Genomic DNA, 26,458 nt, shown 5'->3' on the forward strand with positions numbered 1-26,458 from the left:
TAGAGTGTGTGTTGCTGAGTAGCAATTTGAGTAACCACCCGACCTGCATAAAGACACCCGACGCCGTGCCCACTTTCGCTCTCCATCGGCAGCGCTCCGCGCCGCCCGCCCTGCTCGCCGTGCTGCTGGCTTCGCTGCTCGCCTGCATTGTGCTGGCGCCGTGCGTGGCGCGGGCGCAAACGGGCGCGACTGCCGAAGCCAAGCGGCCGGCCGAGGTGGCCCAGGTCCTGTTTGGCATCATCAGTTATGTGCGCTGGCCCGTGGCGCGCCCGGAAGTGCGCGTCTGCATGTTAGGCGCGCCCCGCTATGGCGCGGCCATTGTCGACACGCCCGCCTCCAGCCTGGGCCAGCGCATCCGCGTGAAAATCCCGGCGGCGGCAGCCGCTGTCAACGAATGCGACGTCGTCTACCTGGGCAGCCTGCCCGAGGGCGAACGCGAGCATCTGCTGGCGCAGATCATCGGCAAGCCAATTTTATCGGTCGCCGAACCCGGCACGTCCTGTACCGTGGGCACCATGTTCTGCCTGCGCCTAAACGAGGCGCAGATCGGTTTTGACGTCAACCTCGACGCCATCGCCCGCAGCGGCCTGCGCGTGCATCCGAACGCCTTGCAAATTGCACGTCGCAAGGCACCGCCGCCATGAGCGCCAGCATGCCTTCCCGGTTGGCGCGCAAGCCCCGCCCCACGCTCGACAGCGTGCTGCGGCGCGCCCACCTGAGCGTGTCGCTGATCGCCGTGCTGGCGGCCGGCCTGACCCTGACGGCCGTGGCGCTGCTGGCCCTGCGCGTGTATTCGGACCAGAACCTGCGCCTGGTGGCCCGCTCGATGAGCTACACGGTGGAAGGGGCCGTCGTCTTTGGCGACTCCATGGCCGCCAAGGAAGCGCTGGCCTTGATCGGCATCAATGAAGATGTCGACCAGGCGCAAGTGAGCGACAAGACGGGCAAGGTGCTGGCCCGCTGGGAACGGGGCCAGCATGGCACGCGCTACTACATCGAACGCGCGCTGACGGGCTGGATACTGCCCGATTCGCTGACGTTTCCCATCATGCGCAATGACCAGGCCATCGGCAACATCAAGCTGGTGCCGCACAGCCGCAGCCTGCTGCCCTTCCTGCTGAGCGGCCTATCCTGTTTGCTCGCTTGTCTCGTGCTAAGCCTGGTCGTCGCCGTGCGCCTGTCGCGCCGCATGGAAGCCGAGATCACGTCGCCCCTGCGCCATCTGGCGGAAACGGCCCACCGCGTGCGGCGCGACCGCTCGTTCGAATTGCGCGTGCCGCCCGCCAACATCGCCGAACTGAACCAGATCAATGACGACTTCAACGCCCTGCTCGACGAACTGGAGGAGTGGCAAAGCCATCTGCAAAAGGAACACGCCTCGCTGTCGCACCGCGCCAACCACGACAGCCTGACGGGCTTGTCGAACCGCGCCTTCATGGAAGCGGAACTGGAACGGGCCATCCTCGAAGCGCGCATCGGCAACGGCAAGGTGGCCGTGCTGTTCCTTGACAGCGACCGTTTCAAGTACATCAACGATACCTTCGGCCATGCCTCGGGCGACCGCGTGCTGGTGACGATCGCTGCGCGCATCAAGCAGCAATTGCGCGAAGGCGACCTGGTGGCGCGCCTGGGCGGCGACGAATTCGCCATTTTGCTCAAGCCGCTGCGCAACAGTAGCGACGCCATGCACATCGCCGACAACATCATCGCCGCCATGGCGCAAGCCATTGAACTACCCACTGGCAACAGCATCGTCAGCTCGCTGACCATCGGCGTGGCCGTCTTCCCCGATCACGCCATCGACGCCGCCTCGCTGGTCGGTGCAGCGGACGAAGCCATGTACCGCGCCAAGCAGGCGCAGCGCGGCACGCGCCAGGTGGCGCGCCTGCCCCAACCCCACACTCACCCCTGAACCAAGGAGCAACACCATGCACTTTATCTACAAGCAATTATGCCGCGGCTTCCTCGGCCTGTTCATGCTGGGCCTGCTGGCCGCCTGCCAGAGTACGCCAGAGGCCAAACCGCTGTTCAGTGGCGAGCAAGTCGCCACCTTGAAGGAACAGGGCTTCAACCAGACGGACGAAGGCTGGGAACTGAGCTTTACCGACAAGCTGCTGTTCGAATTCGACGCCGCCAAGCTGACGCCGCCGAGCCGCAACGCCATCCAGAAAATCAGCGCCGCCCTGCTGAAAGTGGGCATCACCCACATGCGCGTGGAAGGCCATACGGATAACGAAGGCACGGAAGCGTACAACAACAGGCTGTCGCTGGCGCGCGCCAACGTGGTGGCCGACGCCATGAGCGCATCGGGCATTCCGCGCGACAACATCACCGTCAAGGGCCTGGGCATGAGCAAACCTGTGGCCTCCAACGCCAGCAAGACGGGCAAGGCGGAAAACCGCCGCGTCACCGTCATCGTCTCGGCGCCTTGAACGTGGGCGTGCCCGCCGTGCGCTGGGTCGTGATGGGCGTATCCGGCTGCGGCAAGAGCGCCGTCGGCAGCCTGCTGGCCGAAGCCTTGCACCTGCCCTACGTGGAGGGCGACGACGTGCATTCCCCGGAAAACGTGGCCAAGATGGCGGCCGGCATCGCGCTCGATGATGCCGACCGGGCCGGCTGGCTGGCCGCCCTGAGCGAGCGGATCGCCATGGCCCGCGCGCAAGGCAGTGGCCTGGTGGTATCCTGCTCGGCCCTGAAACGCGCCTACCGCGACGTGCTGCGCGAGGGCGACCCGGCCCTGCGCTTTGCCCACCTGGACGGTCCGCGCGAGGTACTGGAGCGCCGCATGCAGCGTCCTGGCCATTTCATGCCATCCAGCCTGCTCGCCAGCCAGCTGGCCACCCTGCAGCCACTACAGCAGGACGAAGCCGGCATCGTGCTCGATATCCGCCAGCCTCTGGCCGTGCTGGTCGCACAGATCCTGCAAGCGCCCTGACAGACGCGCGGCTGGACAGCCTGCGGCCCCCTGTGTAGACTGGCGCGCACTTTCATGAAGGATGTTTATGACCACACCAACGACAAAACCAGCACCGGGCCCGGAATTCTGGGAACGCGCCGACCAGGTCATCGCCCTGGCCAACGAACAATGCATGCACAGCGGCGGCAATGAAGTGGCCACCTCGCTGCTGTACGCGGCCGCCCGCTTCAATGCCTTCCTCGTCGCCAGCAAGAGCAAGGACGTGGCGAAGATGCAGGAAGAGAAGGAAGGCGCCGTGGCCTTCTTCACGGAACAGTACAAACGCATGCTGACCGACAACTTCAACGACTACATCACCAACTTCGACAAGTACACGCAACCGTCGTCTGCCCCCAAAGGCTGATGCCTACGGCCAGCCTGGACAGCCACCGCGCTCGCGCCACCCACGCCGACAGCGTGCTTGACGGCACGGTGCGCCATGCACCAGTGCAATCGCTGTGGCTGACGGCCATGCTGGCCGGCGCCGTGAATGGCGCCCTGTTCTTCTTCAGCTGGACGGGCCTGCTGCTGTTTGTGAGCAGCACGGCCATCGTCCTGCTCTTCGGCCATTCCCTGGGCAGCCATCGCAAACTGATCCACGACAGCTACCGCTGCCCCCGCTGGCTGGAATACCTGCTCGTGTACCTGGGCGTGCTGGTGGGACTCAGCGGCCCGCTGGGCCTGCTGCGCCAGCACGAGCTGCGCGACTATGCCCAGCGCCTGCCCGACTGCCACCCTTACCTGCGCCACGGCGCCGGCTTCTGGCGCGATGCCTGGTGGCAACTCCACTGCAGCTTGCAGCTTGTCCATCCGCCGCACATCGCTATCGAGCCGCGCATCGCGCACGACCGCTTTTATCGTTTTCTGGAAGCAACATGGATGTTGCAGCAACTGCCGTGGGCCCTGCTCTTCTTCGCCTGGGGCGGCTGGGGCCTGGTCTGCTGGGGTGTCTGCGCCCGAGTCAGCGCCGGCGTGCTGGGCCACTGGCTGATCGGCTACTTTGCCCACAACCATGGGCAAATGCATTTTCATGTCGATGGCGCCGCCGTGCAAGGAAGAAATATCCGCCTGGTCTCGCTGCTGACCATGGGAGAATGCTGGCACAACAACCATCACGCCTATCCGGGCTCGGCCAGGCTGGGCCTGCTGCCGGGCGAATGGGATCCGGGCTGGTGGATGTTGCTGCTCTTGCGGCGCCTGGGCCTCGTGTCCGCCCTGCGCCTACCGCAAGACCTGGCGCCGCGGCCGGAATTGCGCCGCCTTGGCCACGCGGACTATCAGGCCCCGCCCTCACCGGCCAGGTAATTGTTCTTTACGCGCACATAGTGCTCGGCCGAATAGCGCAGGTAGGCAATCTCCGCTGCGCTTAAGGGGCGCACCTTGGCGGCGGGGCGACCCACGTACAGATGCCCGCTTTCCAGGACCTTGCCTGGCGACACCAGACTACCCGCGCCCAGCATGACGTGTTTTTCCACCACCACGTCATCCATGACGATGCTGCCCATGCCGATCAGGCATTCGTCGCCGATGGTGCAGCCATGCAAGATCACGGAGTGGCCGATGGTCACGTACTTGCCGATGGTCAAGGGAGAACCGTCGGGTTTGGCCGCATTCTTGTGCGACACATGACCCATGGAAAAGTCCTGGATATTGCTGCCCTCGCCGATGACGATGCGATTCACGTCGCCGCGCAGCACGCTGTTGCACCAGATGGAACAGTCGTCGCCGATCTGCACATCGCCAATCACTTGCGCCGTGTCATGCAGGTAGATTCTTTCGCCCAGCACGGGGCGGGTATTCAGGTAGGAACTGACAGGCATCGCTCTCTCTCTTCATCAAATTAAACAACAGGCATCACACCCAGCCGGCGGCCAGTGCAAAAATGGCAAGGCCATGCGCCAGGGACGCGCCCAGCAAGCCGGCACGGCAATATACCAGCCCAGCCACCACGCCTTCGATCACGGTAAATACGACGATGGGCGCCCCCACCTGCGTCACGGTGGTGGCAAGGAAGGCGTGGCACAGGCCAAACAGCAAGCCCGACACCAGCGCCGCGCGCCAGGCCGGCAGCCAGGCGAGCAATTGCTGCTGCAGCAAGCCGCGGAACAGCAATTCCTCGTAACAGTTGGCCGCCAGCGCAAAGCCCAGCAGCAAGGGCAGCATGGATGGCGCGACGGGCGCCAGGGATGGCAGGCCGAACAGGGCTTTCAAGCCCGTCGCCAGCGCGATGATCAGGGCGGCGCCCGCCACGCCCAGCAGCAGGGACAGGGCCGGCCGCAGGCCGAACCAGCGGATCTGGCGGCGCGCCTCGCTTTCCAGCCAGCAAGTACTTGCCACCAGCCCCAGTGACACGGCGCCCAGCGCCAGCAAGACCAGCGGCGGCGCCGTGAAGCGCAAGCCGCCGGCCGCCACCTGCCAGTAACCGTGCGTGGTCATCGCATCGCGTGCCAGCACGAAAAAGACAATGTGCACGAGCACGCGCAGCAGTGGCACCGAGCCTGGCACAGTCCGTGGCAACACCAGCAGCAAGGCGGCGCAGACGAGGAAGGCAGGCGTGATCGCCAGCAGGTACTGCGCCAGGGAAGTCAGCTCGGGCATCGTTCAGATCGTTCAGTCACATGGTGCCAACGGGCACGGGCGGCAGCAATTGTATGCGGCGGCAAGGAAAACGGGCAAAAAATCGCCCATGCGTCCCAATCAAGCCGCCACGGGCTTGCGCCAGCCATGCATCAGCCCATGCGCCGCCAGTCCGGCCGCCAGGCCCCACAGGGCGCCGCCCACGCCCAGCAGGGTCACGTTCGCGGCCGTCGCCAGGAAAGTGATCAGCGCCGTTTCGCGCATGCGCACGTCCGCCATCGCCTGCGCCAGGCTGTTGCCGATGGCGCCCAGCAGGGCCAGGCCAGCCAGCGCCGTGATGAAGGGGCGCGGCAAGACCATGAACAGGCTGGCCAGGGTGACGCCGAAGACGCCCACCAGGATGTACAGCACGCCGCAAGCGAGCCCGGCGACATAGCGCTTCGACGGGTCCGCATGCGCATCCTTGCCCGTGCAAATGGCAGCCGTGATGGCGGCCACGTTGAAGGCATGCGCGCCAAACGGCGCCATCAGCAGCGAACCGAGGCCCGTCACCGTGAGAATTGGATTGGCGCTGACGCCGTAACCGTCATTGCGCAGCACCAGCATGCCGGGCATGTATTGCCCCGTCAGGGTGATCAGGAACAGGGGCAGCGCCACGCCCAAGAGCGACGCCACGGAAAAGCGCGGCATCTCGAACACGGGCGCCGCCAGGGCCAGTTCGATGCCTTGCGCATCGATGCGTCCCTGCGCCAGCAACAGGCCCAGGCCGATCAGCATGATGCCCACCACGGCAAAGCGGGCCGTGAAACGGCGCAGCACGGCATACGGCAGCAGCAGCACCACGACCAGCAGCGGGTCGGCGCTGGCGCCACCGAAGGCATTCACGCCAAATTGCAGCAAGATTCCGGCCAGCAAGCCGGCAGCGATGCCGCCAGGAATCAGGCGCACCAGGCGCTCGAAGGCGCCGGACATGCCCAGCACAATGAAGGCGAGCGCGGACACCATGTACGCGCCGATCACTTCCGCGTACGGCGTGTGCGGCATGACGGTGGCCAGGAAGGCCACGCCAGGCGTGGACCAGGCCGTGATGACAGGCGCGCGGTAGCGGTAGCTGAGCCAGATGCCCGTCACACCCACGCCGATGCTCAGCGACCAGACCCAGGACGCCGTCTGTGCCGCGCTCAGCTGGGCCAACTGGGCCGCCTGGAATACCAGCACGAAGGTTCCGCCATAGTTGACGAGGACGGAAATGCAGGCCGCCAACGTGGGAGAAGCAAGATCGCGCCATCGCAGCCGGCTGGCCATGGCGGCGGTTGTTGTGCTTGTTGTGCTTGTTGTGGTTGCGCTTGTCGTCATGTATATGCCCCGCCATTAAAAGGGAGCATCTTAATGGCCGCATGGACTGCCAAAGCAGGCCAATTCATCCGACAACAGCAGACCACTTTAGCGTGTTTATCCGAGAGCGCGCGCCAGACGGACGATGCCGCTATCGATCTCGTGCGGGGTCAACGCGGCAAAGCCCAGCAGCCAGCCGCCCCGCTCCGGCGGCGTCGCATACAGCCGGCTCAAGCCCGGCAGCACGATGCCCGCCTGCGCCGCCAGCCGTATCGTTTCCAGCTCATCCCTGCCCTCGTGCAGCAGACACGGCAGTTGCAAGCCGCCCGGCGGCAGCTGCGCCGTGACCACCTGCGGCAAGTGCCGGCGCACGGCCTGCGCCATCGCGTCGCGGCGCACGGCATAGACCTTCCGCATGGCGCGCACATGGGCCGCGAAATGGCCGTCGGCGATGAAACGAGCCAGTGTCAGTTGATCCAGTTGCGGCGTGTGGCCGTCGAGGATGCTGCGCGCATGCGTCATCGGCTTGACGAGGGCGGGCGGCAGCACCATGTAGCCGATGCGCAAGCCCGGATACAGCGACTTGGCGAAGGTGCCCAGGTAAATCGTGCGCTGCTGCGTATCTAGCCCCTGCACGCAAGCCGTCGGCAAGCCGGCGTAGTGAAACTGGCTGTCGTAATCGTCCTCGATGATCCAGCCCTGCCGCTCGGCAGCCCAGGCGTTCAGCGCCAGGCGGCGCTCGAGCGTCAGGGTGACGCCCGTCGGGTACTGGTGCGACGGCGTGACGTAGATCGTATTGGCCCTGCTGCGGTCCGCCCGCAGGTGTTCGATGGACAGTCCATGCGCATCGACGGGCACGGGCAGCACCCGCAACTGCGCCATCTCGAACGCCTTGCGCGCGCCGAAATAGCCGGGATCTTCCATCAATATCGGGCCATGCGCATCGGCCAGCACCTGCGCACACAGGTACAGGGCCTGGCGCGTGCTGCTTAGCACAAGCACCTGGCTGGCCGTGGCCCGCGCGCCCCGCTCCAGGTTGACATAGTCGGCGATCGCTTGCCGCAGCGGTGCGGCGCCTTGCGGGTCGCCGTGCAGCAGCACATGGTGTTCGCTACTGGCCGCCTGGCGCCGCAAGCGCTCCCACACGTCGTGGGGGAAGGCCCGCGTTTCCGGCAAGCCCGTGGCAAACGCCTTCACGCTCTGCTGGTCGACAACGCCGCCGCTGGCGAGGATGTGCGCGCCCCTGGCGCTGAGCGCCACCGGCTGCGCCGGCAAGTGAAGCAACGGCGCGCTCTGGCACGTGCCCAGCAAGCTGGCGCCTATCGACTGCGACACGAAACTGCCCGATCCGGCCTGCCGCTGGATATACCCGTCCAGTCGCAGCTGCGCGTACGCCATTTCCACCGTGTCGCGCGACACGCCCAGCGATTGCGCCAGCGCGCGCGTGGCCGGCAGGCGCAGGCCAGGCGCCAGCACGCCATCGAGTATCAGCTGGCGCAGCGCGCGCTGCACGCGCACGCGCAGGTCGAGCGCCGCCAGTTCAGGAGCGGCGATGCGGATCTTCAGGGTGTCGAGTTCGAACTGCGCCGTCATGGCGCCTTCCGCGCGGCGCGGGCAGCATCCACGGCGGCCGTGCTGCTGGCCGGCGAAAAGCCATGCTGCTGCAGTACCGCCACCAGCTGTTCGCCGGTGCAGCCCAAACGCAGATTTTCCGCTACCCAGTCCTGCCACGCGGCGCCGATCTCCGGCATGGGCTCGGGCGCCAAAGTGAGACCGAGTATGCATGCTGCCAGCAAGCCGTTGAGGCGCTTGGTGTCGATCAGGTGCTGCACCACCGCGTGCCCCGAATGGGGAAACGGGTGCAGGGTGCAGCGGCCGAAGGCGGCCAGGCGCTGCGCATGCATGGCGTCGAGGTTCACCGATTCGCTGGCGCTGGCACTGCCTCCCGCGCTGGCCACGTCCGGCCGGACCGCGTCTGGCCGCGTGCCGAACACCAGGTGCAGATGCGTTCGCTCCGACGCCCTGGCGCGGCACAGGGCCGCCAGGTCGTAATAGCCCGAGGGTGGCGGGTCTTGCGCCAGCGACTCCATCACGGGCAGCCAGCGCAGCTCGTGGTACAGGCGTGCCTGCTGCACATCGAGGAAGGACAATGGCCCAAAGGCGACGATCTGCTGCGCCTCAATCAGCAAGCCAAACATGACGGCCGCATACGCGCCCATGGACTGGCCGATGGTGGTGATGCTAGCGGGCGCAATGCTGCGCACCAGCTCCCGAAGGGCTTGCGCCGTTTCATCCACGTGATTACCCAGGCCCGCGATCTGGCGGTGATACCAGGCGTTGCCGGAGTCGCGCACCAGGATTTTGTTCAGCGGCTGGCCGCTGACCTGTTCCAGTTTTCTCAACCGCCCGTAAAAATCAAAGGCGGGGCGCGTGGTCCACGCGACGAAGCCAAAAGCGATTACCAGCGGGGCGCCGGGCACGATGCGGTCGACCAGCACGTCGTCGCCGGTGGTGGCGACCAGTCGATTATCCAGCGCTTGTGCATGCAGCATCGGCCCGGCTCCCCGATAAAGTGAAAACAGCAGAAAGCATGAGTGTAATGCCAAGGCTGGCAAAATGAAAACAATCGCTGCTGCCGTACGCTGGGTGGCGCGAAAAATCTGCTAGTCTGCACGCATTTTCCCTCTCACAGGAGCGTCCCATGCTGCATAGCCTGAAATACCTGCCACTCGCCGCCGCCATCGCCATGGCCGGCGGTTGCACCACCACGTCAGACAGCGCCAAGCCGGACGCCGGCCTGACGCCCAGTTACAGCCTGACAAATACCTACTGGAAGCTGACAGAACTCGATGGTGCCCCAGTCACGATGGCGCCGGAGCAGGAGCGCGAAGTGCGCATCACCCTCACCGACGATGGCAAGGTCCATGGTTTTACGGGCTGCAACCAGGTCATGGGTGGCTACACGGTGGCTGGCACGGCCCTGCGCTTCACGCAGCTAGCAGGCACGCGCATGGCATGCCCGCCTCCACTGATGCAGCTGGAAAGCGCCGTGCTGGCCAATTTGAACAGCGTGACGGGCTACCGCTTCGATGGCGAATACCTGATCCTGCTCAAGGATGGCGCACCCGTGGCCCGCTTTGAATCGGTCTACCTGTGAAATAAAAATCGACTGCCGTTACAATGGCTTCCAGCCCATCATCCGGAAGGAAGCCATGTCCGCACTGCCCTCGCCGTCTTCATCCCCGACACCATCGGCCGCCGGCCGCTACCGGGCTTTTCTCTTTGACATGGACGGCACCGTCATCAATTCCATCGCCGCCGCCGAACGCATCTGGGGCACCTGGGCGCAGCGCAAGGGCCTCGACGTGGCGGCCTTTTTGCCCACCATCCACGGCGCCCGCTCGGTAGACACCATCGCCAAGCTGGCCTTGCCCGGCGTCGACGCGCAGCGCGAGTCGCAGGGCATCACGGATGCGGAAATCATCGATGTGGAAGGAATTATTGAAATTGCGGGCGCGCTGCGCTTCCTGCAGTCGCTGCCGCCGGCGCAATGGGCCATCGTCACCTCGGCGCCGCGCGCGCTGGCGACGGCCCGCCTGAAGGCGGCCGGCATGCCCATTCCCGCCATCATGGTGACGGCGGAAGACGTCAAGGCGGGCAAGCCGAAACCCGATTGCTACCTGCTGGCGGCGGAAAAACTGGGCGTGGCGCCTGTTGATTGCCTGGTGTTTGAAGACGCGTCCGTCGGCATCGAGGCGGGCGAAGCCGCTGGTGCGAAAATCATCGTCGTCACCGCCACGCACGCACACCCACTGGCCACGCGCCACCCCACCATCGACAGCTACGAGGGCATCATGGCGACGGTCGATGGCGACGGTTTCATCGTGCTGGCGCAGCTATCTGACCCTGCGGTTGCAGCACCCGCGACAAGATAGCCTGCTCCAGTGCGGCGAAAGCCGCATGGCCGCGCTGGCGGGGGCGCGGCAAGTCCACCTGCATGTCCAGGGTGATCCGCCCATCCTCGATCAGCAGCACCCGGTCGGCCAGGGCAACTGCTTCGGCCACGTCGTGCGTCACCAGCACGGCCGTGAAACCGCGCGCCAGCCAGAGCGACTCGATCAGTTGCTGCATCTCGATGCGCGTGAGGGCGTCGAGCGCACCCAATGGCTCGTCGAGCAGCAGCAATTGCGGCTCGTGCACGAGGGCGCGCGCCAGCGCCACGCGCTGCTTCTGGCCACCCGACAGGGAAGCCGGCCAGTCGTCGGCCCGCTCGGCCAGACCCACCGTCCACAGCGAGGCGGCCGCCGCGCCGACGGCGCGGGGCAAGCCCAGAGCAACGTTGGCTAGCACCGTCTTCCACGGCAGCAAACGCGATTCCTGGAACATGATGCGGATATCGGGCGCGCCCACGCCGCTGCCGATGGCAATCTTGCCTTCATCGATGCTTTCCAGCCCCGCGATCGAGCGCAGCAAAGTACTCTTGCCGCATCCGCTGCGCCCCACGATGGCGACGAACTCGCCCGCTTCCAGCTGCAGGTCGACATTGTTCAGGACGGGGCGTTCGCCATAGGCCTTGCTCAATTGCGTCAATGCCAGCGGCACACCACGGCGCGCCAAAGGGACCTGCGGGGCGACCTTCGCTTGCGGCGGCGCGCCGGCCGGGTCGTATTGGACGAAGTGCGACAAAAAATCCGTTTCAATCTGGATGGGGGCGAGCAGCATGGTTTTATCTTTCCTCATTTCGTCACTATCGGTAGGCGGGATTCCAGCGCAGGCAGTGGCGCTCCAGCCCCCGCGAAAACAAATCGGCCAGCTTGCCCAGCAAGGCGTACAGCAGTATCCCCACCAGCACCACGTCCGTTTGCAGGAATTCGCGCGCATTCATGGTCATGTAGCCGATGCCCGCCTGCGCCGAGATGGTTTCGGCGACGATCAGCAGCACCCACACGAGTCCCAGCGAAAAGCGTACGCCGACCAGAATGGAAGGCATGGCGGCAGGCAGGATCACGTCGCGGTATAGCGGCCAGCCGGACAGGCCATAGCTTTTAGCCATTTCGATCAAACCCTGGTCGGCCGAGCGGATGCCGTGGAAGGTGTTCAGGTAGACGGGAAAGAAGACGCCGACGGCCAGCAGAAACAGCTTGGCCGTCTCGTCGATGCCGAACCACAGTATCACCAGCGGGATCAGGGCCAGGGCCGGGATGTTGCGCACCATTTGCAATGTCGTGTCGAGCAGGGTTTCCGCATGGCGGAAGCTGCCCGTCAAGAGTCCCAGCAGCAGACCCAGTCCCGCGCCGATGACGAAGCCGACAGTGGCACGCCACAAGCTCGTTTTCAGGTGCAGCCACAATTCGCCCGACACGGCCAGCTGCCAGAAAGCTTTTGCCACGGCCCACGGCTCGGGCAGGATGCGGCTCGACAGCCAGCCCCACTGCGCCGCCAGTTGCCAGGCCAGCAGCAGCGCCACGGGTAAGGCCCACGGCGCCAGCGCATGACGCCAGAGAGTGCCGCGCAGATGCTTGGTGGAGAAAGTGGGGCCGGCGCCCATCTCAGGCCGCCTTTTTCTGCGGCGCGGCCGGCACGATATTGCTGGCCATGACTTCGCCGAAAGGGCCGCTCAAGGACTGCTCACCCAAGGCCTTGCCCTTGCCCAGCAGTGGGAACACCAGTTCGGCGAAACGGTACGACTCTTCCAGGTGCGGGTAGCCCGAGAAAATGAAGGTATCGATGCCCAGGTCAGCGTATTCCTGCATGCGCGCCACCACTGTGGGCGCATCGCCCACCAGGGCCGTGCCCGCACCGCCGCGTACCAGGCCCACGCCGGCCCACAGGTTGGGCGACACTTCGAGCTTGTCGCGCCGCCCGCCGTGCAAGGCCGCCATGCGCTGCTGGCCCACGGAATCCATCTTGCCGAAGGCCGCCTGCGCTTTGGCGATGATGTCGTCGTCCAGGTGGCTGATCAGTTCATCGGCCGCGCGCCATGCCGCCTCGTTGGTCTCGCGCACGATCACGTGCAATCGGATGCCAAACCGGACTGTGCGGCCTTTTTTTGCCGCACGCGAGCGGATGTCGGCGATCTTTTCCGCCACGGCGGCGGGTGGTTCGCCCCAGGTCAGGTACACGTCCATCTGCTCGGCCGCCAGTTCATGCGCCGGCTCCGACGAGCCGCCGAAGTACAGCGGTGGGTATGGTTTCTGCACGGGCGGGTACAGGGTTTTCGCGCCCTTGACCTGGATATGCTTGCCCTCGAAATCATAGCCGGCCGCGCCGCCCTCGCCCGCCAGCGTCGCACGCCAGACCTTGATGAATTCATCGGAGATCTCGTAACGCTTGGCATGGTCAGCAAACAGGCCATCCGCTTCCAGTTCGCCCTGATCGCCCCCGGTGACGACATTGATCAGGAGGCGCCCGTTCGACAGCCGGTCAAACGTGGATGCCATGCGCACGGCCAGGCCCGGCGTGGACAGGCCTGGCCGCACGGCTACTAAAAATTTGAGTTTCTGCGTCACGCTGATTAGCGATGACGCCACCACCCACGCATCTTCGCAAGAGCGGCCCGTGGGCAGCAGCACGCCGTCGTAGCCCAGCGTATCGGCGGCTACGGCCACCTGGCGCAAATAATCGGCATCGACGGGCCGCGCGCCCTGCGACGTGCCCAGGTAGCGGCTGTCGCCGTGGGTGGGGATGAACCAGAATATATTCAATGACATGGTGTTCTCTCTTTATTATTTGCTACTGGTGGCCAGCTGGCGCGCCGGCAGCAGCGCATCCTTGACAACGATGGGCTTTGGAATCAACTTCAGGCTGGAAAATGCATCCGCCACCCTTTGCTGCGACGCGATGACATCGACCGAGACGGGTTTGACGCCGTAGGCATAGCGCGAGGCGGCCAGCGCCACCACTTCCGTGCTCAAGCCCGTCTGCGCGGCGAGGATCGTCGCCACTTCGTCCGGGTGCTTTCGGCCCCAGTCATCGACCTTGGCCACTTCATCGAGCACGATGCGCAGGATCTCGGGATTTTTTTCCGCATACGTGCGCGAGGCCAGGTAAAACTGGTAGTTCGCCACCAGGCCCTTGCCGTCGGCCAGCACGCGGGCGCCCAACTGCTTTTCGGCGGCCGCCAGGAACGGATCCCAGATAGCCCAGGCATCCACGCTACCCCGCTCAAAGGCGGCGCGTGCATCGGCCGGCGGCAGGAACACGGGCTGGATCTCGGCGTACGCGACACCGGCCTTTTCCAGCGCTTTCAATAACAGGTAGTGCACGTTGGAGCCCTTGTTCAGGGCGATTTTCTTGCCCTTCAAGTCGGCCAGGGTGCGCAGGCCGGAGCCCTTGGGCACGACGATGGCTTCGCTGGCCGGCGACGCCGGCTCATTGCCGACATACACCAGGTTGGCGCCGGCCGCCTGCGCAAAAATCGGCGGCGCTTCGCCCACGGTGCCGAAATCGATGCTGCCCACATTCAAGCCTTCGAGCAGCACGGGCCCGGCCGGGAACTCCGTCCATTTCACGCCCACGCCCTGTTCGGCCAGGCGTTTTTCCAGCGTGCCGCGCCCTTTCAGCAGCGTCAGGGTGCCATATTTCTGATAACCGATGCGGACCTCCCCCTTGGCCTGCGCGAGCGCCGCGGCCGGCATGCCGGCCGCCATCACGCCGGCGGCGGCTGCAAACAGCAAGCCCAGAGTGGTACGGCGCGAGAGTCGTTGTACGTGGCGGTGTGTCATGGAGCTTCCTTGGTCGGTGAATAATCAGGCGGCTTGATAGTGGGCAGCGTAAGGCTGGTCTCGCAGCGAGCGCCCTGGCACGGAAGCATCCGCCGCCGCGGCAGGCGCTGGTGCTGGCGGGCGCTGCCCCTGCAGCACGAACAGGCCGGTGGAGAGTTCCTCGATGCCGGCCTGCACGCGTGCGGCAATCGGCGCATCCAGGCTCAGGCCCCGCCCTTCGTGCCACTCCAGTTGCTGTGCATTGGCATAGATGCTGGTGAAGACCTGCTTGGCGCCCAGCGCATGCAGCACGGGCCGCAGCGCATAGTCCAGCGCCAGGGTATGGGCATGGCCGCCGCCCGTGGCTAGCGGCAGCACCAGCTTGCCGGCCAGGCCATCTTGCGGTAACAGGTCGAGGAAGGCTTTCAGCAGCCCCGTATAGGACGCCTTGTAGATGGGCGTCGCGATCACGATGGCGTCGGCATCGGCCACGGCGCGCACGGCGTGGGCAATCGTCACATCGTCGTAGTCGGCCTGCAGCAGGGCACGCGCCGGCAGGTCGCGCACATGCAGCTCGGCGTAGCTGTGGCCCTGCAGCGCCAGTTGCTCTCCGATATGCAGCAGGAGGCGACTGGAACTCGATGGGAGTTGCGGGCTACCGCCCAATAACAAGATGCTCATGTGATGCCCGTCCCTGTAGGTTATCGAAGTGGATTTGCTCGGATGCTTGCAGCCTATCGCCATCAGCAGCCTGGTAAAACGAATGCTTTCGCGCTTCGATATGCGTTTTTTGACTATCCGGGCCTGACGCCCCGCAAGCGAAGGCACCGCTCCCCGCGCGGCTTTTTTCGCATATCCATGCGCGGTTTTCTTCGTGTACGGCGCGCGCCTGGCGGTGCAATATCGGCGTCATCGTCTTTCTGGAATCTGCCCCATGCCTAGCGCTTTTCTCCATGCCACCCGTCCCGCCGCCCCCGCAGCGGAACCGCTGCAGGACGCCATCAGCGTCGCCGCCGCGCTGGCCGCGCGCCTGGCCGAAACGGCCAATGCCCGCGACCAGGCCGGCGGACATGCCGCGCAGGAGCGCGAATGGCTGCGCGAATCAGGCTTGCTGACCTTGTCGATTCCCGTGGAATTCGGCGGCCAGGGCGCGTCGTGGCCCCTCGTGTACCAGGTGATCCGCATCCTGGCGCGCGCCGACAGCGCCCTGGCGCATGTCTTTGGCTTCCACCATTTGCAGCTGGCGGGCCTGCAGCTGTATGGCAGCGCGCAGCAGCAGCGCCGCCTGCTTGCCTTGACCGTCAACGAGCGCCTGTTCTGGGGCAATGCCCTGAATCCCCTCGACAAACGGGTCACGGCAACCGACAGTGACGACGGATTCATCCTCGATGGCATCAAGAGCTTTTCTTCCGGCTCCGTCGGTTCCGACTGGCTGACCGTCTCGGCCTGGCACGCCCCCACGCAAACGGCGCTGATCGCCGCCCTGCCCACGCGCCAGGATGGCGTGACCGTGCAGGCGGACTGGGATGCCTTCGGCCAGCGCCAGACGGACAGCGGCAATGTGCATTTCAAGGCGGTAGCCCTGCCGCAGGAACTGGTGCTGCAGGCGCCCGCGCAGGCCGCCACGCCGCAAGCCACCGTGCGCTCGCAGATCGCACAACTGATCATGGCAAATTTATACCTGGGCATCGCCGAAGGCGCGTTCGAGGCGGCGCGCCGCTACACGGGCGAGCAGGCGAAAGCCTGGTTTGCCTCGGGCGTGGCGCAGGCGACGGACGACCCGCTGGTGCAGCACCGCTACGGCCAGCTGTGGCTGCTGCTGCGCCCCGCGCAAGTGCTGGCCGACGCGGCGGCGCAGGCACTGGAAACCGTGTTCCGCAGGGGACCGCTGGTCACGGCGCACGAACGGGGCTTGCTGGCCGTCTCCGTGGCCGAAGCCAAGTGCCTGGCGCACAAGGCGGGGCTGGAGATCAGCAGCCAGATGTTCGAACTGACGGGCGCCCGATCCACCTCGGCCCAGTATGGCTTCGACCGCTACTGGCGCAACGTGCGCGTGCATACCCTGCACGACCCCATCGACTACAAGCTGCGCGACCTGGGACGCTTTGCCTTGAATGGCACGGTGCCCGAGCCGACCGCGTATTCGTAAAAACGGGCCTGGGCACATCGATACATTTGCGCCGCAGGCTATTTAGCGGACTTCCGGGGTCAGACCCGGCGGGTCTGACCCCAGTTCTTCACTAAGCAGGAGTTAACATGACCATCGCCCGCCGCAGCATCCTCCTCACCGCCCTGACCCTGGCTCTGGCCAGCGGTTTCGTCCACGCGAAAGGGCCGAAAGACATCACCATCGGCACCAGCGCCGGCCCGTACGCGGACCAGATCAAGCTGGGCATCAAGCCTATCCTGGAAAAACAGGGCTACAAGGTCAAGCTGGTGGAATTCAATGACTACATCCAGCCGAACTTCGCGCTGGCCGAAGGTTCGCTGGACGCCAACGTGTTCCAGCACATCGTCTACCTGAAGAAATTCGCGCTGGAACACAAGCTGGCCCTGACCGACCTGATCACGATACCCACGGCGCCGATCGCCATCTACAGCAAGAAGCACAAGAGCCTGGACGAGGTGAAGGAAGGCACGACGGTGGGCTTGCCGAACGATCCGACCAACCAGGCGCGCGCGCTGGTGCTGCTTGACCAGTTGGGCTGGATCAAGTTACGCGCCAGCTTCGACCCCGTGCGCGCCTCGGAAAAGGATATCGCCGTCAACACGAAGAAAATCAAGCTGCTGCCGCTGGAAGCGGCGCAGCTGCCACGCTCCCTGGGCGACACCGATTACTCCTTCATCAACGGTAATTACGCACTGGCGTCGGGACTGAAGCTGACGGACGCGCTGGTGGCCGAGAAAATCTCGCCCAACTACATCAACCTGGTGGCCGTGCGCACGGCGGACAAGGACAAGCAGTTCGCGAAAGACCTGGCGGCCGCCTACCGTTCGCGCGAATTCCTTGACATCACCAACAAGCACTTTGCCGGCTACTCGAAACCCGATTACCAGCAAGCCTTGCAGACGGCCGCGAAATAAGCCATGGCCAAGTCGATACGCTTCAACGCCTTCCAGATGAACACGGTGGGCCACCAGTCGCCGGGACTGTGGACGCATGCGCGCGACCGCAGCCACCGCTATACCGACCCGCAGCACTGGACGGAACTGGCGCGGCTGCTGGAAGCGGGCCTGTTCGACGCGGTATTCCTGGCCGACGTGCTGGGCGTGTATGACGTGTACCGGGGCAGCCTCGATGCGGCCCTGGAACACGGCGTGCAGGTGCCGCTGAACGATCCGCTGGCGCTCGTACCCATCATGGCGCAGGCCACCACGCACCTGGGTTTCGGCGTCACCTGCGCCCTCACCTACGAACATCCGTACACGTTCGCGCGGCGCATCTCCACCCTGGATCATCTGACGGGCGGGCGCATCGGCTGGAATATCGTCACCGGCTATCTCGATAGCGCGGCGCGCAACCTGGGCTTGAGCCAGCAACTGGGCCACGACGAACGCTACGACCTGGCCGATGAATACCTCGAGGTCGTCTACAAGCTGTGGGAAAAAAGCTGGGACGACGATGCCGTCGTCAACGACAAGGTGCGCGGCATCTACGCCGATCCGGCCCGAGTACATCCGATCAACCATGCCGGGCGCCACTACCAGGTGCCCGGCATCCATCTGTGCGAACCGTCGCCGCAACGCACGCCGCTGCTGTACCAGGCGGGCACCTCGCCGCGCGGCACGCGCTTCGCGGCGCGCCATGCGGAGGCCACCTTTGTCAGTGGCCCCAGCAAGACGGTAGTGAAGCGCTACGCCGACGACTTGCGCGCCGCCGTGCGACTGGCGGGACGCGATGGCGATGCGCTGCTGATCTACGCGCAAGCGCTAATCATCACGGGCGCCACGGAAGAAGAAGCGCGCACCAAGCACGCCGAATATCTGCGCCATATCAATATCGAGGCGGCGCTGGTACTGCTGTCCGGCTGGACGGGCGTCGATTTCAGCCGCTATCCGCTCGACGCCACTATCGACTACATCGATTCCCCGGCCGGCCGCTCGGCGCTGGCCTCGTTCAGCCAGGCCGACCCGGATCGCACGTGGACGGTGCGCGAGGCTGCCGAATACATCGGCCTCGGCGGGCGCGGTCCGGTGCTGGTGGGCGATGCGCGCCAGGTGGCCGACCAGCTGGAAAGCTGGTTGGACGAGACGGGCATCGACGGCTTCAATCTGGCCTTTGCCGTGGCCCATGACAGCATGGCCGACGTGGTGCGCCACATCGTGCCGGAGCTGCAGCGGCGCGACCGCTACCGCACGCAATATGAGGAAGGCAGCTTGCGCCACAAGGTCTTCGGCCAGGGTCCGCGCCTGCCCGCTGCTCATGCGGGCCGCCAGGTCAGCATCGTCCCCGCGTCCGCGCCCGCCTCTGCACTGGCGGCCTGACCCTTCTCCCCAACATCCAAGGACACCATGAAACGCAGAACCATCTTGCAACTGGCAGCCAGCGGCACCGCCCTCGCCGCCTTGCCCAGCTTCACCCGCGCAGCCACGCAAGCGCCCCTGAAGGAGTTGCGCCTCGACTATGCCTATTATTCGCCCACCAGCCTGGTGCTGCGCCGCTTCGGCTGGCTGGAAGAAGCATTCAAGCCGGATGGCACCAGCATCAAGTGGGTGCTCAGCGCGGGCAGCAACCGCGCGCTCGAATACCTGAACGCCAACAGCATCGACATCGGCTCGAGCGCCGGCCTGGCCGCCCTGCTGGCGCGCGCCAATGGCAACCCTATCCGCGCGCCGTACATTTTTTCGCGCCCAGAATGGACGGCGCTGGTGGTGCGCAAGGATAGCCCCATCCGCAGCGTCGCCGACTTGAAGGGCAAGAAGGTGGCCGCCACCAAGGGCACCGACCCATATCTGTTCCTGCTGCGGTCATTGAAGACTGCGGGCCTGAAACGCAGCGATATAGAACAGGTCAGCCTGCAGCATGCCGATGGCCGCGCGGCGCTGGAGCAAGGCAAGGTCGATGCCTGGGCCGGCCTCGATCCGCACATGGCCGCCAGCGAACTGGAAGCTGGCTCGCGTCTGATCTACCGTAACGTGGCCTTCAACACCTACGGTTTCCTGAACGTGCGGGAGGACTTCCTGGCCAGCCGTCCCGCCGAAGTCGGCAAGGTGATACAGGCCTACGAACGGGCCCGCGCCTGGATACGCGAAAATCCGGCCGAAGCGGCGAAAATCCTGTCGGAAGAAGCCAAGGTCAGCCTTCCGGTGGCGCTGCTGCAGGTAAAACTGCGCAGTGACTTCAGCAATCCGCAGCCATCGAACGAACACGTCAAGGCCCTGCTGGTGGCCGCGCCCATCCTCGTCGACGAAGCGCTGATCAAGCCAGGTGCCGACTTGAACCGCGCCATCGCAGAGCTGGTCGACACGCGCTTTGCCCAGCCGTTCATCCGCAAGGCGTAAGCGATCATGGCCAGAAACACGCTCGCCGCTCCAGCATCGGCCCACGACACCGGCGTCCGGCGCAGGCTCTTTCGCCAGCCCTTGCCGCGCACGGCGCTTGGCCTGCTGCTGCCCGCGCTGGCACTGCTGGCGGCGGAAGTGGGCGTACGCACGGGCGCCATCCCTGCCAACCTGCTGCCGGCGCCGAGCGACATCGCCGCCACCATCGCCGAGCTGGTGCGCCAGGGCCTGGCCGGCCACGTGCTGGCCAGTACCGTACGCGTGGCAATCGGCTTTGCCGGCGGCGCGCTGCTGGCCATTGTCATTGGTGCGGCCGTGGGCCTGAACCGCACAATGGAGGCGCTGCTGGACCCCACTTTCCAGGCCCTGCGTGCCATTCCTTCGCTGGCCTGGGTGCCCTTGCTGCTGCTGTGGCTAGGCATCGATGAAGCGCCGAAACTGGTGCTGATCGGCGTCGGCGCCTTCTTCCCCGTCTACATGGGCGTGGCGTCGGGGATACGCGACGTGGACCGCAAGCTGATCGACGCGGCCCGCATGTACCGTTTGAGCCGCCCTGCGCTGGCGTGGCGCGTGCTGCTGCCGGCCGCGCTGCCAGCCATCTTCACGGGGCTGCGCAACGGTTTGAGCCTGGCCTGGATGTTCATGGTGGCGGCCGAACTGATCGCCGCCAGCCAGGGCCTCGGCTACCTGCTCAGCGACGGGCGCGAAACGAGCCGTGCCGACATCGTGCTTGCTGCCATCGTGCTGCTGGCCGTGCTGGGCAAGTCCAGCGACAGCCTGATGCAGCGCCTGGAAACCCGCTTGCTCGCGTGGCGCGACAGCTATGCCACTCCCTGACGAAAGCACCCACGCATGACTGCCCTGCTTGACATTGCCATCCGTGACAAATCCTATGGCGCGCGGCGCGTGCTGCACAATCTGCAATTGCAGCTGCGCCAGGGCGAAATCGTCAGCCTGATCGGCGCCAGCGGCTGCGGCAAGAGCAGCCTGCTATCGATCGTAGCCGGTCTCGATACGGACTATCACGGCGCCCTGCGCCTCGACGGCAAGCTGCTGGCGGGGGTTCAAGCTGACATCGGCCTGATCTTCCAGGAACCGCGATTGTTTCCCTGGCTGACAGTGGCGCAAAACATCGCCTTCGGCCTCAGTGCTGGTGGCGAACACGATCCCAGGGTCGCGCAATTGCTGGAGGAAGTGGGCTTGCAAGGCCACGCACACTGCCTGCCCAAGCAGCTGTCGGGCGGCCAGGCGCAGCGGGCGGCGATTGCCCGCGGCCTGTTTGGCCAACCCCGCATCCTGCTGCTGGACGAACCGTTTTCCGCCGTCGACGCATTTACCCGCATGAAGCTGCAAGACCTGCTGGCCACCGTCGCAGCGCGCCATGGTTTGAGCGTGCTGCTGGTGACGCACGATATCGATGAAGCGCTGTACCTGAGCGACCGCATCGTCATGCTCGACACCCACGCCGGACCGCCACGCGCCCGTTACGACGTGGCCGCGCCACGGCCGCGCCTGCGCACGCCGGCGGCGCAAGCCCCATTGAAGGAAGCCATCCTCGGCGAACTGCACGCCGCGCATGCGATCTGAAGCTTGCGCACCGCCGCCAGTGACAAGCCTTGTCATTCATGTTAGCTTGCCATGTTATAAACAAACAGGCGACTACGTGCACCTTCCTTTCCTTCCCATCCTCGCCATCCTGGCGGCCAGTCACATCGCGGCGCACGCCGACACGCAGGCGGATACCCCAGCCGAAGCGCCGGCCGACACCAGCCAGTCCATCCACATCAACAGCATCCGCAATCCGGAGCTGAAATCGTACCGCGTGATGGCGGCTGGCCTCGATGCCTTCGACGAACACCATGCGCTGGCGCCGACAGCGCGCGAAGTGCGCTTCAAGCTGGTCGCGGGCAGCCGCGCCCCGGCCGACGCCATGCGGGACCTGGCCTTGCGCATCGCCGGCAACGAAACCTCGATTGCAGTGCCCCTGTCAGCCGACGGCAGCTTTACCTTGCCGCGCAGCGCGCAGGCCGACAGCGAGGACGCGGACCTGATCACCAACAAGAAAAAGGGACAGTATCGCTGGCAGCCAGCCATCCAGAGCGACGGCGTGCCGGCCGGCATGCGCCGCCTGGGCGACCTGCGACTGCAATGCCAGGTGATGATCGCCATCGCCAAGAAAGAGATCCCGTTCTGGGTACGCACCCTGGTCGGCACCTTGCTGCGCACCACCGACTGGTGCTCCGCCGAACAGCTCAAGATGGGCACCCGCAGCGATGCGCCGCTCGCCAGCGCCACCCTGCTCGCTGGCGAGCAACGCATCGCCCTGAAGGTGGAAAAAGAGGGGCGCTCCTTTCTCGCTCCCATCGGCGACACCCGCTATGCGGACGATACCCTGATCGAACTGGTCTACCAGCAGGATGCCGCCGGCACCCCGCCAGCCTCCCCGTGAGCGTTTGCGTCCAGCCCCGTTCCATGTCAGCATAGGCCACCTTGGCAATACGGATAAGGATCGCAATGTCCCTCACACCACCACGCGCGCTGGTCCTGGCCCTGCTGCTGGCCAGCCCCGGCACCCAGGCGCAAACACCGGCTCCAGCCACGCCGCCAACGCCGGGCTGCGAAGTCTGCGCCACCTGGAATGCCGACCAGGCACCGTTCCGCCTCTTCGGCAATACCTATTACGTGGGCGTGAAAGGCCTCAGTTCCGTGCTGGTGACGTCGCCGCAGGGCCATGTGCTGATCGATGGCGGCTTGCCGGAATCGGCGCCCAAGATCATCGCCAATATCGGCGCGCTGGGCTTTCGCATAGAGGACGTCAAGCTGATCCTCAATTCGCACGGCCATATCGACCATGCGGGCGGCCTGGCCGAACTGCAGCGGCGCAGCAATGCGCTGGTGGCGGCCAGCCCGTCGGCCGCGCTGGACCTGGCGTCGGGCGAAGTGGGCCCGGACGACCCGCAATACCATGCGCTGCCCAAATATCCGCCCGTCAAGGACATGCGCCTGGCGCGCGACGGCAGCCAGTTCAATGTCGGCCCCGTCTACCTGACGGCGCATGCCACGCCAGGGCACACGCCCGGTGGCCTGAGCTGGACGTGGCAATCGTGCGACGGCCCCCGCTGCCTGAACATGGTCTACGCGGACAGCATCAACGCCGTCTCGCGCCCCGGTTTCAAGTTCAGCGCCAGCAGTGAGTATCCGAACGCCCTGGCGGACTTGCGCCACAGCTTCGAGACCCTGGGAAAACTGCCCTGCGACGTGCTCATTTCGGCGCATCCGGAGGCGTCGCAATTGTGGGAACGACTGGAAGCGAGCGCCACGGGCGGCAGTGATGCCTTCGTCGATCCGCAGGCCTGCCGCGCCTACGTGGCGGCGGCGCGCACCTTGCTCGACTCTCGTCTGGACCAGGAAAAACAGCAGTAAGCTTGCCATTGAACTTGTCAACCGTGCACGCTGGCGTGCCGCCAATCTGCTACGCTGGCGCCATTCACATCAAGAAGGAAATGCCATGTTCAAACTCGCCAGACTGATCCCCCTCGCCGCCATCGTCGCCATCACCGCCGGCTGCGCGCAAACGCCCGTGCGCAGCGACGCTGCCGCCGCCGCGCCAGGCGCCACCTCGCCTGCCAAGCCGGCACCGAAGCTGACGGGCACGCAATGGAAGCTGAAGGAATTGAAGGGCAAGCAAGTGGTCCGCAAGGCGCCCGAGCAGCGCGAGGTGACCCTGCAGCTGGCCGAAGGCCGCGCCAGTGGCCACAGCGGCTGCAACCAGATGATGGGCGGCTACACCAGCGATGGCGTCAGCACCCTGGCCTTCTCGCAGCTGGCCGGCACCATGATGATGTGCCAGCCGCAGGACATGGACCTCGAGCGCCTGCTCTTGACCACCCTGGGCGAAGTCAATGGCTACCGCTACGCCGACCAGGAACTGCTGCTGCTGAAGGATGGCGCGGCCGTGGCACGCTATGAAGCGCTGACGGTGAAGTAAAACTGTGGGGTCAGACCCGCCGGGTCTGACCCCAGCCTTGACTATGGGCTTTTTCCGGTCCGCAGTACCTAGTCGTTGCGCATCTGCGCCTGCGATACGTTACTCTCAGGCGGTACGCTTTGCGTCAGCCACACATTCCCCCCGATGGTCGATCCCGCGCCGATGGTGATGCGCCCCAGCACGGTCGCGCCCGCGTAAATGACCACGTCGTCCTCGACGATGGGGTGGCGCGGCGTACCCTTGATCAGCGCACCGCTGGCATCCGCAGGAAAACGCTTGGCGCCCAGGGTGACGGCCTGGTACAGACGCACGCGCTGGCCGATGATGGCCGTCTCGCCGATCACCACGCCCGTGCCATGGTCAATGAAGAAGGACGCGCCGATGTGCGCGCCCGGATGGATGTCGATGCCCGTCAAAGTGTGCGCGATGTCGGCGATCAGGCGTGCCAGGAACGGCGCACCCAGGGCGTGCAGGCGGTGCGCGAGGCGGTGGTACAGGATGGCGATAGTGCCCGGATAGCACAGCATGATTTCAGCTACCGAGGTGGCGGCCGGGTCGCCCGCGTAAGCGGCCTGCACGTCCGACACCAGCAGGGCGCGGATATCGGGCAGGCTGGCGGCAAAGGCGCGTGTGATGTCGCGCGCCTGCTGCGCCAGCGCCGCATCGTCGCTGGCACCACCCTCTTCATCGCCAGCCGGGACGGAGAACAGCAGGCCGCGCCGCACCTGTTCGCTGAGGCGGTTCAGGGTGGTGTTGAGCGTGTCGCCGACAAAATAGTCGATGCTTTCATCCGTCAGGTTGGGCCGCCCGTAATGCGTGGGGAACAGGGCCGCCGACAGGCCGTTGACGATGGTGGTCAAAGCTTCACGCGACGGCAGTTCGCGCACCCTGCCGTTATGGCGGATCTTGTGCTTGTCTTCGCGCGAGGTGCGCAGCGCCTGGATCACGGGCCCCAGATTCCACTGGGCCGTGTCGTCAGCGGGCGCTGCGGGATAAATACTGTGCATGGCGTATCACTTCCAGAAAACGGCAAACAAGCCGGGTCGCCCAAGCTTAGCGGCCAGGCATCACGATTCAAACGAAGAATTTCAAGATTCCATATGCGAAAAACGCATAAGGATGGCAAACAGCGGCGGCGCCAAACCCGATTGTTGCCACTAGCGTAAAATGTCGGGCTAACAAAAACACTCTTTAACATGACTAAATTATTAACATGGATTTTGGCGGGCCTGGCGATGGTCGGACCGCTTGCAATTGACACCTATCTGCCGTCGTTCCCCGCCATCGTGCACGATTTCAATGCCAGCCCCCTGCTGGTGCAGCAAACCCTGAGCTTTTTCCTGTTCACGTTCGCCTTCATGATGCTGTTTTACGGTACGCTGTCCGATTCGTTCGGCCGCCGTCCCGTGATCCTCGTGTCGCTGGTGCTGTATGTGATCGCCTCCGTGGGCGCCGCGCTGGCGCCGTCGCTGGGCTGGCTGCTGGCCTGGCGCGTGCTGCAGGGCCTGTCCGCAGGCGCCGGTTCCGTCATCGGCCGCGCCATCGTGCAAGACCGCTATTCGGGCGCCGCCGCGCAAAAAATCCTCTCGCACATCATGATGGTGTTCGCGCTGGCACCGGCCATCGCCCCCGTGCTGGGCGGCTGGCTGCAGGTGGGCCTGGGCTGGCGCTGGATCTTCTGGTTCCTCACGGCCTTCGGCGTGCTGATGTTCGTCGTCGTCTGGCGCGCGCTGCCGGAAAGCCTGCCGAAGGAGCAGCGCCACGCCTTCCATCTGGGCGACATCGCCGTCAATTACTGGAAAGTGCTGTGCCACCGCCAGTTCCTGCTGCTGTCCACGGCCATCGGCGCCGCCTTTGGCGGCTTCGCCCTGTACATCGGCTCGGCCGCCTACTTCATCATCAACATCCTGCACCTGCCGGAAACGGCATTCGCCTGGCTGTTCATTCCCCTGATCAGCGGCATGGTGTTCGGCTCGGCCCTGTCGGCGAAAATCGCCCACCGCTACAGCCAGCGCCAGATGATCTGGGCCGGCTTCATATTGATGCTGGTGGCCGCACTGGCCAACATCGGCTACAACTACTTCTTTGCCGCCGAAGTACCATGGGCCGTGCTGCCCCTGTTCTTCTACTCGTTCGCCCTGTCCATCGCCATGCCGCCGATGACACTGATGGCCCTGAACCACTTCCCCAACAATAGCGGCCTGGCGTCGTCGATGCAGTCGTTCATCCAGATGCTGCTGTTTGCGCTGGTCTCGGGCCTGGTGGCGCCGCTGCTGTTCGACAGCGCGCTCAATCTGGCGTATGGCGTGATGGCGGGACTGCTGGTGAGTTTGCTGTGCTGGGTCTTTGCGCAGGGTAAGGCTGAAGCGTAGGTCGGATTAGCGCAAGCGCGTAATC

The 26,458-nt window shown here is 65.2% G+C and carries 29 protein-coding genes; 18 read left to right on the forward strand and 11 right to left on the reverse strand.

The genetic code is table 11. From position 1 onward, the window contains the following. Positions 1-65 precede the first annotated feature (65 nt). The 6 genes from yfiR to ACQ4WZ_RS12530 all read left to right on the forward strand — a co-directional run bounded on the left by yfiR (position 66) and on the right by ACQ4WZ_RS12530 (position 4,261). Positions 66-644 (forward strand): regulatory sequestration protein YfiR, encoded by a 579-nt coding sequence (gene yfiR / locus ACQ4WZ_RS12505; protein WP_436573551.1) that lies wholly within the window; start codon positions 66-68, stop codon positions 642-644. Further along, on the forward strand, positions 641-1,912 hold the full coding sequence (gene dgcN, locus ACQ4WZ_RS12510; RefSeq protein WP_436573552.1) for a diguanylate cyclase DgcN/YfiN: 1,272 nt from the start codon (positions 641-643) through the stop codon (positions 1,910-1,912). The genes yfiR and dgcN overlap by 4 nt, the downstream gene beginning before the upstream one ends. Before the next feature lie 16 nt (positions 1,913-1,928). Continuing rightward, positions 1,929-2,432: an outer membrane lipoprotein YfiB gene (gene yfiB / locus ACQ4WZ_RS12515; protein ID WP_101480668.1), complete on the forward strand. Its 504-nt coding sequence runs from the start codon at positions 1,929-1,931 to the stop codon at positions 2,430-2,432. Positions 2,433-2,440: 8 nt separating this feature from the next. Further along, positions 2,441-2,935: a gluconokinase gene (locus ACQ4WZ_RS12520; protein WP_436573888.1), complete on the forward strand. Its 495-nt coding sequence runs from the start codon at positions 2,441-2,443 to the stop codon at positions 2,933-2,935. Positions 2,936-3,002: 67 nt separating this feature from the next. After that, positions 3,003-3,320, forward strand: coding sequence for a DUF3144 domain-containing protein (locus tag ACQ4WZ_RS12525; protein WP_101480667.1), 318 nt, complete (start codon positions 3,003-3,005; stop codon positions 3,318-3,320). Continuing rightward, complete coding sequence (locus tag ACQ4WZ_RS12530; RefSeq protein WP_436573553.1) at positions 3,320-4,261, forward strand: acyl-CoA desaturase; 942 nt, start codon at positions 3,320-3,322, stop codon at positions 4,259-4,261. Before ACQ4WZ_RS12525 ends, ACQ4WZ_RS12530 begins: the two co-directional genes overlap by 1 nt. Here ACQ4WZ_RS12530 and ACQ4WZ_RS12535 read toward each other — a convergent pair. The 5 genes from ACQ4WZ_RS12535 to ACQ4WZ_RS12555 form a co-directional block, all read right to left on the reverse strand. Further along, entirely contained in the window at positions 4,234-4,776 is a 543-nt protein-coding gene (locus ACQ4WZ_RS12535) for a gamma carbonic anhydrase family protein (protein ID WP_436573554.1), read from the reverse strand. The two genes, ACQ4WZ_RS12530 and ACQ4WZ_RS12535, sit on opposite strands and share 28 nt — an antisense overlap. Positions 4,777-4,810: 34 nt before the next feature. Then, positions 4,811-5,554 carry a CPBP family glutamic-type intramembrane protease gene (locus ACQ4WZ_RS12540; RefSeq protein WP_133992396.1) on the reverse strand — a complete coding sequence of 248 codons (744 nt, stop codon included), beginning with the start codon at positions 5,552-5,554 and terminating at the stop codon, positions 4,811-4,813. Between the two features lie 99 nt (positions 5,555-5,653). Next, complete coding sequence (locus tag ACQ4WZ_RS12545; RefSeq protein ID WP_436573555.1) at positions 5,654-6,838, reverse strand: benzoate/H(+) symporter BenE family transporter; 1,185 nt, start codon at positions 6,836-6,838, stop codon at positions 5,654-5,656. Between the two features lie 147 nt (positions 6,839-6,985). Then, positions 6,986-8,461 (reverse strand): MocR-like pyridoxine biosynthesis transcription factor PdxR, encoded by a 1,476-nt coding sequence (pdxR, locus tag ACQ4WZ_RS12550; RefSeq protein WP_436573556.1) that lies wholly within the window; start codon positions 8,459-8,461, stop codon positions 6,986-6,988. After that, entirely contained in the window at positions 8,458-9,420 is a 963-nt protein-coding gene (locus tag ACQ4WZ_RS12555; protein ID WP_436573557.1) for a hypothetical protein, read from the reverse strand. Before ACQ4WZ_RS12555 ends, pdxR begins: the two co-directional genes overlap by 4 nt. A 149-nt stretch (positions 9,421-9,569) precedes the next feature. Between ACQ4WZ_RS12555 and ACQ4WZ_RS12560 the strand changes: the two genes are divergently transcribed. Beyond that, a complete protein-coding gene (locus tag ACQ4WZ_RS12560; RefSeq protein ID WP_436573558.1) occupies positions 9,570-10,025 on the forward strand; it encodes an META domain-containing protein in 456 nt (151 codons plus the stop codon). A 55-nt stretch (positions 10,026-10,080) separates the two neighbouring features. Continuing rightward, positions 10,081-10,803: an HAD-IA family hydrolase gene (locus ACQ4WZ_RS12565; RefSeq protein ID WP_436573559.1), complete on the forward strand. Its 723-nt coding sequence runs from the start codon at positions 10,081-10,083 to the stop codon at positions 10,801-10,803. Here ACQ4WZ_RS12565 and ACQ4WZ_RS12570 read toward each other — a convergent pair. The 5 genes from ACQ4WZ_RS12570 to ssuE are packed head-to-tail and all read right to left on the reverse strand — an operon-like array spanning position 10,748 to position 15,252. Next, entirely contained in the window at positions 10,748-11,590 is an 843-nt protein-coding gene (locus tag ACQ4WZ_RS12570) for an ATP-binding cassette domain-containing protein (protein WP_436573560.1), read from the reverse strand. The two genes, ACQ4WZ_RS12565 and ACQ4WZ_RS12570, sit on opposite strands and share 56 nt — an antisense overlap. Before the next feature lie 25 nt (positions 11,591-11,615). Next, a complete protein-coding gene (gene ssuC, locus ACQ4WZ_RS12575; RefSeq protein ID WP_101480657.1) occupies positions 11,616-12,416 on the reverse strand; it encodes an aliphatic sulfonate ABC transporter permease SsuC in 801 nt (266 codons plus the stop codon). A 1-nt stretch (position 12,417) separates the two neighbouring features. Further along, the gene (ssuD, locus tag ACQ4WZ_RS12580; protein ID WP_101480656.1) at positions 12,418-13,578 is read right to left on the reverse strand and encodes an FMNH2-dependent alkanesulfonate monooxygenase; all 1,161 of its coding nucleotides are present in this window, start codon (positions 13,576-13,578) and stop codon (positions 12,418-12,420) included. Positions 13,579-13,593: 15 nt separating this feature from the next. Next, positions 13,594-14,592 carry a sulfonate ABC transporter substrate-binding protein gene (locus ACQ4WZ_RS12585; protein ID WP_436573561.1) on the reverse strand — a complete coding sequence of 333 codons (999 nt, stop codon included), beginning with the start codon at positions 14,590-14,592 and terminating at the stop codon, positions 13,594-13,596. Positions 14,593-14,616: 24 nt separating this feature from the next. Continuing rightward, on the reverse strand, positions 14,617-15,252 hold the full coding sequence (gene ssuE, locus ACQ4WZ_RS12590; protein WP_436573562.1) for an NADPH-dependent FMN reductase: 636 nt from the start codon (positions 15,250-15,252) through the stop codon (positions 14,617-14,619). A gap of 253 nt (positions 15,253-15,505) precedes the next feature. Here ssuE and ACQ4WZ_RS12595 point away from each other — a divergent pair, with 253 nt between their 5' ends. The 9 genes from ACQ4WZ_RS12595 to ACQ4WZ_RS12635 all read left to right on the forward strand — a co-directional run bounded on the left by ACQ4WZ_RS12595 (position 15,506) and on the right by ACQ4WZ_RS12635 (position 24,061). Further along, entirely contained in the window at positions 15,506-16,720 is a 1,215-nt protein-coding gene (locus ACQ4WZ_RS12595) for an acyl-CoA dehydrogenase family protein (RefSeq protein ID WP_436573563.1), read from the forward strand. 107 nt (positions 16,721-16,827) lie between these two features. Continuing rightward, positions 16,828-17,655: a MetQ/NlpA family ABC transporter substrate-binding protein gene (locus ACQ4WZ_RS12600; protein ID WP_101480653.1), complete on the forward strand. Its 828-nt coding sequence runs from the start codon at positions 16,828-16,830 to the stop codon at positions 17,653-17,655. 3 nt (positions 17,656-17,658) lie between these two features. Beyond that, positions 17,659-19,056 carry an LLM class flavin-dependent oxidoreductase gene (locus ACQ4WZ_RS12605; protein WP_436573564.1) on the forward strand — a complete coding sequence of 466 codons (1,398 nt, stop codon included), beginning with the start codon at positions 17,659-17,661 and terminating at the stop codon, positions 19,054-19,056. A gap of 27 nt (positions 19,057-19,083) precedes the next feature. Beyond that, positions 19,084-20,073, forward strand: coding sequence for an aliphatic sulfonate ABC transporter substrate-binding protein (locus tag ACQ4WZ_RS12610; protein ID WP_436573565.1), 990 nt, complete (start codon positions 19,084-19,086; stop codon positions 20,071-20,073). Between the two features lie 6 nt (positions 20,074-20,079). Continuing rightward, the gene (locus ACQ4WZ_RS12615; RefSeq protein WP_101480650.1) at positions 20,080-20,910 is read left to right on the forward strand and encodes an ABC transporter permease; all 831 of its coding nucleotides are present in this window, start codon (positions 20,080-20,082) and stop codon (positions 20,908-20,910) included. 15 nt (positions 20,911-20,925) lie between these two features. Further along, entirely contained in the window at positions 20,926-21,660 is a 735-nt protein-coding gene (locus tag ACQ4WZ_RS12620) for an ABC transporter ATP-binding protein (protein WP_436573566.1), read from the forward strand. A gap of 76 nt (positions 21,661-21,736) precedes the next feature. Continuing rightward, complete coding sequence (locus ACQ4WZ_RS12625; protein WP_436573567.1) at positions 21,737-22,522, forward strand: hypothetical protein; 786 nt, start codon at positions 21,737-21,739, stop codon at positions 22,520-22,522. 65 nt (positions 22,523-22,587) lie between these two features. Further along, a complete protein-coding gene (gene bla / locus ACQ4WZ_RS12630; protein WP_436573568.1) occupies positions 22,588-23,496 on the forward strand; it encodes a subclass B3 metallo-beta-lactamase in 909 nt (302 codons plus the stop codon). 85 nt (positions 23,497-23,581) lie between these two features. Further along, on the forward strand, positions 23,582-24,061 hold the full coding sequence (locus ACQ4WZ_RS12635; RefSeq protein WP_166674818.1) for an META domain-containing protein: 480 nt from the start codon (positions 23,582-23,584) through the stop codon (positions 24,059-24,061). Positions 24,062-24,129: 68 nt separating this feature from the next. Here ACQ4WZ_RS12635 and epsC read toward each other — a convergent pair whose 3' ends face one another. After that, positions 24,130-25,068, reverse strand: a complete 939-nt coding sequence (epsC, locus tag ACQ4WZ_RS12640) for a serine O-acetyltransferase EpsC (RefSeq protein ID WP_101480645.1) — start codon at positions 25,066-25,068, stop codon at positions 24,130-24,132. Positions 25,069-25,257: 189 nt separating this feature from the next. Between epsC and ACQ4WZ_RS12645 the strand changes: the two genes are divergently transcribed. Next, complete coding sequence (locus tag ACQ4WZ_RS12645; protein ID WP_101480644.1) at positions 25,258-26,433, forward strand: multidrug effflux MFS transporter; 1,176 nt, start codon at positions 25,258-25,260, stop codon at positions 26,431-26,433. Positions 26,434-26,458 lie beyond the last annotated feature (25 nt).

This window comes from Janthinobacterium darwini, assembly GCF_051380905.1.
In the GTDB taxonomy this organism is placed as follows: Bacteria; Pseudomonadota; Gammaproteobacteria; order Burkholderiales; family Burkholderiaceae_D; genus Janthinobacterium.

Coding starts and splice junctions, on each gene's coding strand:
- ACQ4WZ_RS12555 (WP_436573557.1), bottom strand. CDS start 9,420: ATGCTGCATGCACAAGCGCTGGATAATCGACTGGTCGCCACCACCGGC.
- ACQ4WZ_RS12610 (WP_436573565.1), top strand. CDS start 19,084: ATGAAACGCAGAACCATCTTGCAACTGGCAGCCAGCGGCACCGCCCTC.
- bla (WP_436573568.1), top strand. CDS start 22,588: ATGTCCCTCACACCACCACGCGCGCTGGTCCTGGCCCTGCTGCTGGCC.
- ACQ4WZ_RS12545 (WP_436573555.1), bottom strand. CDS start 6,838: ATGGCCAGCCGGCTGCGATGGCGCGATCTTGCTTCTCCCACGTTGGCG.
- dgcN (WP_436573552.1), top strand. CDS start 641: ATGAGCGCCAGCATGCCTTCCCGGTTGGCGCGCAAGCCCCGCCCCACG.
- ACQ4WZ_RS12605 (WP_436573564.1), top strand. CDS start 17,659: ATGGCCAAGTCGATACGCTTCAACGCCTTCCAGATGAACACGGTGGGC.
- ACQ4WZ_RS12570 (WP_436573560.1), bottom strand. CDS start 11,590: ATGCTGCTCGCCCCCATCCAGATTGAAACGGATTTTTTGTCGCACTTC.
- ACQ4WZ_RS12540 (WP_133992396.1), bottom strand. CDS start 5,554: ATGCCCGAGCTGACTTCCCTGGCGCAGTACCTGCTGGCGATCACGCCT.
- ACQ4WZ_RS12560 (WP_436573558.1), top strand. CDS start 9,570: ATGCTGCATAGCCTGAAATACCTGCCACTCGCCGCCGCCATCGCCATG.
- ssuD (WP_101480656.1), bottom strand. CDS start 13,578: ATGTCATTGAATATATTCTGGTTCATCCCCACCCACGGCGACAGCCGC.
- ACQ4WZ_RS12525 (WP_101480667.1), top strand. CDS start 3,003: ATGACCACACCAACGACAAAACCAGCACCGGGCCCGGAATTCTGGGAA.
- ACQ4WZ_RS12645 (WP_101480644.1), top strand. CDS start 25,258: ATGACTAAATTATTAACATGGATTTTGGCGGGCCTGGCGATGGTCGGA.
- ACQ4WZ_RS12600 (WP_101480653.1), top strand. CDS start 16,828: ATGACCATCGCCCGCCGCAGCATCCTCCTCACCGCCCTGACCCTGGCT.
- ACQ4WZ_RS12635 (WP_166674818.1), top strand. CDS start 23,582: ATGTTCAAACTCGCCAGACTGATCCCCCTCGCCGCCATCGTCGCCATC.
- pdxR (WP_436573556.1), bottom strand. CDS start 8,461: ATGACGGCGCAGTTCGAACTCGACACCCTGAAGATCCGCATCGCCGCT.
- ACQ4WZ_RS12620 (WP_436573566.1), top strand. CDS start 20,926: ATGACTGCCCTGCTTGACATTGCCATCCGTGACAAATCCTATGGCGCG.
- ssuE (WP_436573562.1), bottom strand. CDS start 15,252: ATGAGCATCTTGTTATTGGGCGGTAGCCCGCAACTCCCATCGAGTTCC.
- ACQ4WZ_RS12530 (WP_436573553.1), top strand. CDS start 3,320: ATGCCTACGGCCAGCCTGGACAGCCACCGCGCTCGCGCCACCCACGCC.
- ACQ4WZ_RS12615 (WP_101480650.1), top strand. CDS start 20,080: ATGGCCAGAAACACGCTCGCCGCTCCAGCATCGGCCCACGACACCGGC.
- ACQ4WZ_RS12535 (WP_436573554.1), bottom strand. CDS start 4,776: ATGCCTGTCAGTTCCTACCTGAATACCCGCCCCGTGCTGGGCGAAAGA.
- ACQ4WZ_RS12595 (WP_436573563.1), top strand. CDS start 15,506: ATGCCTAGCGCTTTTCTCCATGCCACCCGTCCCGCCGCCCCCGCAGCG.
- ACQ4WZ_RS12565 (WP_436573559.1), top strand. CDS start 10,081: ATGTCCGCACTGCCCTCGCCGTCTTCATCCCCGACACCATCGGCCGCC.
- yfiB (WP_101480668.1), top strand. CDS start 1,929: ATGCACTTTATCTACAAGCAATTATGCCGCGGCTTCCTCGGCCTGTTC.
- ACQ4WZ_RS12585 (WP_436573561.1), bottom strand. CDS start 14,592: ATGACACACCGCCACGTACAACGACTCTCGCGCCGTACCACTCTGGGC.
- ssuC (WP_101480657.1), bottom strand. CDS start 12,416: ATGGGCGCCGGCCCCACTTTCTCCACCAAGCATCTGCGCGGCACTCTC.
- epsC (WP_101480645.1), bottom strand. CDS start 25,068: ATGCACAGTATTTATCCCGCAGCGCCCGCTGACGACACGGCCCAGTGG.